This window comes from Okeania sp. SIO2F4, assembly GCF_010672385.1.
Classification (GTDB): domain Bacteria; phylum Cyanobacteriota; class Cyanobacteriia; order Cyanobacteriales; family Microcoleaceae; genus Trichodesmium.
Map to the genome: position 1 here is coordinate 1 of NZ_JAAHGT010000763.1, position 4,795 is coordinate 4,795.

Here is a 4,795-nt window from a genome sequence, read left to right on the forward strand (position 1 = left end):
GCACTGGCGAGGTTCTGGGGATGCGCTGGGATGAAATCGACGCGGAAGAGCGGCTATGGACCTGCCCGGCGGTACGGATGAAATCCGGCGAGGATCACGCTGTACCGCTCACCGGCGAGATGCTAGCCATCATCGTTAATACTCTCCTTGCTTTCTCACTACTCCCTACCAAAATAGGTGCATCTCCTGGTCGGCGATCGCGCTCCTCTACTCTAAATTCTCTCCCAGTTACTTGCTTGACAGTCTCTATCACTTCCCTAACGGAAAACCCATTACCATTCCCTAAATTAAAGATATCGCTGTCACCACCATTCAATAAATATTCTAATCCCAAAACATGAGCATCTGCTAAATCACAAACATGAATATAATCGCGAATACAAGTACCATCAGGAGTATCATAGTCTGTACCAAAAATTGATATCGAGTCTCGCTTACCCAATGCTGCAAATAATACTAGCGGAATTAGATGAGTTTCCGGATTATGATCTTCTCCAGTCAAACCATTAGGATGGGCGCCCGCTGCATTAAAATAGCGAAAACAAACCGACTTAAAATCATAAGCAACCTCAAAGTCTGCCAGTATTTGTTCTACCATCCGCTTACTAGCTCCATAAGGATTAATCGGATTTTTCGGATGCTCTTCAGGAATAGGACTGGTTTGCGGTTCCCCATATATAGCAGCAGTCGAAGAGAAGACAAATTTTTTCACCGATGCTGCCAACATTGCTTCCAATAATGTTAGGGTTCCTACCACATTATTGTGGTAATATTTTTGAGGGTCTTTGACTGATTCGCCTACAAAAATATATGCAGCAAAGTGCATCACTGCCGCAATATTGTGAGTAGCAAAAATTTTATCTAATAAGGAGCGATCGCTGGTATCCCCAACAATCATTTCTACTTTCAGGACATTTTCTACAATGTCCCGATGTCCATAGACGAGGTTATCCAAAATTACTACATCATAACCTGTATTTTGTAAAGCTTGAACTGCATGAGAGCCAATATATCCTGCTCCCCCACTCACTAAAATAGTTGGCTTGGTTTGTGACACTTTTTCAGTTTCCTTTTAACTATTAACTTAGTAGTTTCCGTGACATACTCCCACGCTAACTTTACATTATAGCGAGAGCTTCTCACTTCGTAGTCCCAGTATCCCGTTGGACTTCACAAAGCTCTCAGAACGGAATGCTCTACAATACTGTGTTTTATATTTCTAGCTGCATTTTGATCGTGACACATCACAATGTTGCTCCGGAGGATAAGAATGAATTCTGTCTGATAGTTTTTTGGGAGCTGACCCACGAAAATTTGAGGAATCTTGGCGTTATGCCATTTTGATTCACAGCTACCATTTTATGGCCAGCATTTGCCTTTTTCAAAGGAGCTGCCTCTTGCAGAGGAGCTGCCTCTTGCTACGGTAGCTCTCGCTAACGCTTTTCATGTCGGCGACAGCCGAAACGCTAACAGCTTTGACAGTGAAAATAGAAAGGATATTGACCCCTGGCGATATAACTGATTGATTTACCCAATCTGGTTACTAGCTCGTCCTTTGATATTTCAGTTTTTGTGAGCAACAATTTCATATCTCGATCAAAGTTTCTTGGCCACTTGAAAATGCAAATTTTTTCTCTAGCTACCCAAAAATTGAATCTTGACAGACCACTATACTATCCTGATTCTTACCTATAAGTATACATCAGAATATTTCCAATCCCCAATAATAGAGATTGGAATTAAAGAAAACTACCATAAATTTGAAAACTCTTGTGTTATGCTTCTAAGGCAAAGTGTTTTTCAATAACTTCGGGAATTTCTGCTGAACTAATCCGACTATATTTAGCTTTGTTCGGCATAATTACCATGTTTGGTCCTGCTTTGCACTTTTTCAGGCATCCCGTTTTCTTGATTGTCACCTGGTCTTGTAAGCCCCGATCGATAAGTGCTTCAGATAATGCTTGACAAACTTTGCCTGCACCTCGTTTTTGACAATCAGATTTTTGACATACCAAAATCTGAGCTTTTTTACCTGCACATTTAGCATTACCTCCAGTTACTTTTTGAGATTTACTACAAATATGCTCAGTTTCTGGCAATTTTAGCTCTATTAGTGGGCTAGATGAATTACCAATTAATTCCACAGTATGATTTTGGCATGGTGTTGTTGAATTATTGCTAAAATCTGGTATAATGTTAAAAGCTTTCAATCCTTCTTCACCAGTTTTTTGACAGACTGTCATTTCACCAGTCATTTTCACCCCTAAACCTGGTTTTAATACTGATGAAAAATTCCGTCGTAAACGTTTGGCTACTTTGACAACATAACTATTTCCTGCTGTTGTCTGTACATGAACATATTTCAGTTTATAGTCATCTTTGATGGTAACTTCTTGGACTTTTCCTTCCAGACTAAATTTTTTCTGATGCTTCTTAGATTTAGACATTGTTGGTTGCTTTTGCTTACTAATGGTTATCTGTGTGGCTTGGGATAGGTTTAATGACTTAGGTAAAAGTTTTGTATCTCTACAGATAAATACATTACTTTTGTCCCTATCTAATTCATGGTATTAATCAGCATATTAGGTAACCTCCCAACAACTTTGTAACAATTGCACCAATTCGTGACGATTAGCTGTGAATTGTTTTAAGACACTTTCTAGTTGGTTAGCTTCATTTGTGTTTTTTAGATTTACCTGCAATGGCTTTTGTGCTTCACACCAACAATCAATATCTAACTCTTGTAAGCGTTTATAGACTAGCCATCTATCTACACAACTTACTTGTAAAATTTCACAGGTGTCTGGCCTCTGGTTAAATGTACTCATTTTTTTACAATTGCAATATATTAGCACTAAATTTATCTCTAAGTTCTCTGGCACTTCTAGATGTTTCCACCAGTAAGTCTCTATTTTTGAATATACAGTAGATGCTAACTTTTCTCAATAGTTTTCAGAAAAAAAATTGCTAACTCATAATATCTTTTATCTGCTATCCTAGCTCAGGTTGACTCTTCTCTTAACTGTGGTAGACTAAAAACTGCTAGCAATAAAAAAGCTAGATAACTACCAATAAACTAAGTTAATTGACAGAGGTATAAATAATATGACTACAGCTACTCCAGTACAAGCATTTGGTGAAGTTAAGGATAATCCAATTGGATTAGAAAAACAGGTTACTACACCAGTATGTGAAGGTATGAACGCTGCTTTGGCCAGTTTTCAAGCTTTATATATCCAATATCAAAAACATCATTTTGTTGTAGAAGGAGCTGAGTTTTACTCTGTACATGAGTTCTTTCAAGAAAGTTATGGAGAAGTAGAAGACCATGTCCATGATTTAGCAGAACGTCTAAATGGTTTAGGTGGCATTCCTGTTGCCAGCTTTAGTAAGTTGGCTGAGTTATGCTGCTTTACTCCTGAACCAGATGGAGGTTTTAACTGTCGCACCATGATCGAACACGATCTAGCTGCAGAACAAGAAGTAATCAAACTACTACGTCGTTTAGCTGGACAAGCTGAAAGCTTAGGCGATCGAGCTACTCGCTACCTCTATGAACAAATTTTACTCAAAACTGAAGAGCGGGCATATCATTTAGACCATTTCCTGGCTCCAGATACATTAGTAGTATTGAACTAGGTTAACTATTCAACTTGACAATCTTACTTTCTGGAAAATTATCAACATAGAATTAGCAAGTAGATGCAACACCTGAATTTTTGTTTGTAATGTAATCATTTAAACTAGCAAAAACCTTGATTTTGGTAGATTTAGCAAGCAAAAATCGCAAATTAGATTAGTAAGATTTTGCCTGTTAAACTTTCATGAGGAAGAAAATACAAGAATATTGAGTGGCAGAGAGATCAACCTACCCTCTCTGTCAAATTTTTTTTTGCTAGATAAGTAGCTACTGAATGAATTATAACTCTGTTGCAAAAATTTAGCAACTACCCTGAAGAAAATTTAATTTTTGTAAAATAGGTTACTAAATTTCTTGATTAGTCAATTAAAGTGAGGTATAGAGAAAAATTAACTGTCAATTTCAGCAAAACACTCATTAAGCAGTAAATCCAATATTTTGCTTGCTGGGAGTCTTCAAGCCACTCAAGCCCAGGCCAGCTAAAAAAGCTTTTTTCGTCCTTCCTGTCCTCTGCCTTCTACCTTCACCGAAGGACTAATAAAAATAAGTAAAAATTATTCTCTCTATTTTTGCGGATATATTTACTAGCACACTCTGGACATTGCATAGGCTGATTTAGCTCCAGCACTATCTACATATTCCATTTTGCCCTACCCATCCTATGAGTAGATTACTAGTGGTCCGTCCCATTAATTCTGATGGTTTTTATCCTATAATAAGGGCGATGTGGACTTAAAAGTTCACGATAAGACCGCGATCGCAGGGTGTAATCATTATGAAGCATAAAGTTCATCTTTCAACAGAACAAAAACAAGAACTAGTGGATATGCTCAAAAAAGGTTCAAGTACTGCCAGAACAATTCGTAGAGCGCACAGGTTACTAATGGCTAGTGAAGGTAAAATCGATAAAATAATATCTGAGACCTTACAGATATCAATTACAACTGTTGAGAAGACCTCTCCAGAAAATAAAATTGCTCTTTATTTAAGACAAGCTAGAGTTGTCAAATTAACTCTCCAAAATCATTTTTCGTATCTTTTTCGTGAAAATATATTCCCTGTTCCCAGTTAAGTGTTCCCAGTTAAGTGTTCCCTACTAGCCTCAAAAAATCTATATCTTTTTCACGCCTATGTCTAGAGAACTCGTAAACAATT

General features: G+C 37.6%; 5 protein-coding genes. 2 read left to right on the forward strand and 3 right to left on the reverse strand.

Annotated features, from left to right (window positions below; translation table 11 throughout):
* Positions 1–94: 94 nt before the first annotated feature.
* From galE to F6K22_RS32220, 3 genes are all read right to left on the reverse strand, one after another.
* The gene (galE, locus tag F6K22_RS32210) at positions 95–1,057 is read right to left on the reverse strand and encodes a UDP-glucose 4-epimerase GalE (RefSeq protein WP_293107691.1); all 963 of its coding nucleotides are present in this window, start codon (positions 1,055–1,057) and stop codon (positions 95–97) included.
* A 718-nt stretch (positions 1,058–1,775) separates the two neighbouring features.
* Complete coding sequence (locus F6K22_RS32215; protein ID WP_293107694.1) at positions 1,776–2,447, reverse strand: (2Fe-2S) ferredoxin domain-containing protein; 672 nt, start codon at positions 2,445–2,447, stop codon at positions 1,776–1,778.
* 135 nt (positions 2,448–2,582) lie between these two features.
* Positions 2,583–2,828 (reverse strand): Asr1405/Asl0597 family protein, encoded by a 246-nt coding sequence (locus F6K22_RS32220; RefSeq protein WP_293107697.1) that lies wholly within the window; start codon positions 2,826–2,828, stop codon positions 2,583–2,585.
* 277 nt (positions 2,829–3,105) lie between these two features.
* On the opposite strand from F6K22_RS32220, the gene dpsA reads away from it, so the two are divergent.
* Both dpsA and F6K22_RS32230 read left to right on the forward strand, forming a co-directional pair.
* Positions 3,106–3,639, forward strand: coding sequence for a DNA starvation/stress protection protein DpsA (gene dpsA, locus F6K22_RS32225; RefSeq protein WP_293107700.1), 534 nt, complete (start codon positions 3,106–3,108; stop codon positions 3,637–3,639).
* Positions 3,640–4,415: 776 nt separating this feature from the next.
* Positions 4,416–4,712: a hypothetical protein gene (locus F6K22_RS32230; RefSeq protein ID WP_293107703.1), complete on the forward strand. Its 297-nt coding sequence runs from the start codon at positions 4,416–4,418 to the stop codon at positions 4,710–4,712.
* Positions 4,713–4,795 lie beyond the last annotated feature (83 nt).

What these genes read in the sequence shown, in the direction of transcription:
- F6K22_RS32215 (WP_293107694.1), bottom strand. Translation starts at nt 2,447, where the DNA reads ATGTCTAAATCTAAGAAGCATCAGAAAAAATTTAGTCTGGAAGGAAAA.
- F6K22_RS32220 (WP_293107697.1), bottom strand. Translation starts at nt 2,828, where the DNA reads ATGAGTACATTTAACCAGAGGCCAGACACCTGTGAAATTTTACAAGTA.
- dpsA (WP_293107700.1), top strand. Translation starts at nt 3,106, where the DNA reads ATGACTACAGCTACTCCAGTACAAGCATTTGGTGAAGTTAAGGATAAT.
- F6K22_RS32230 (WP_293107703.1), top strand. Translation starts at nt 4,416, where the DNA reads ATGAAGCATAAAGTTCATCTTTCAACAGAACAAAAACAAGAACTAGTG.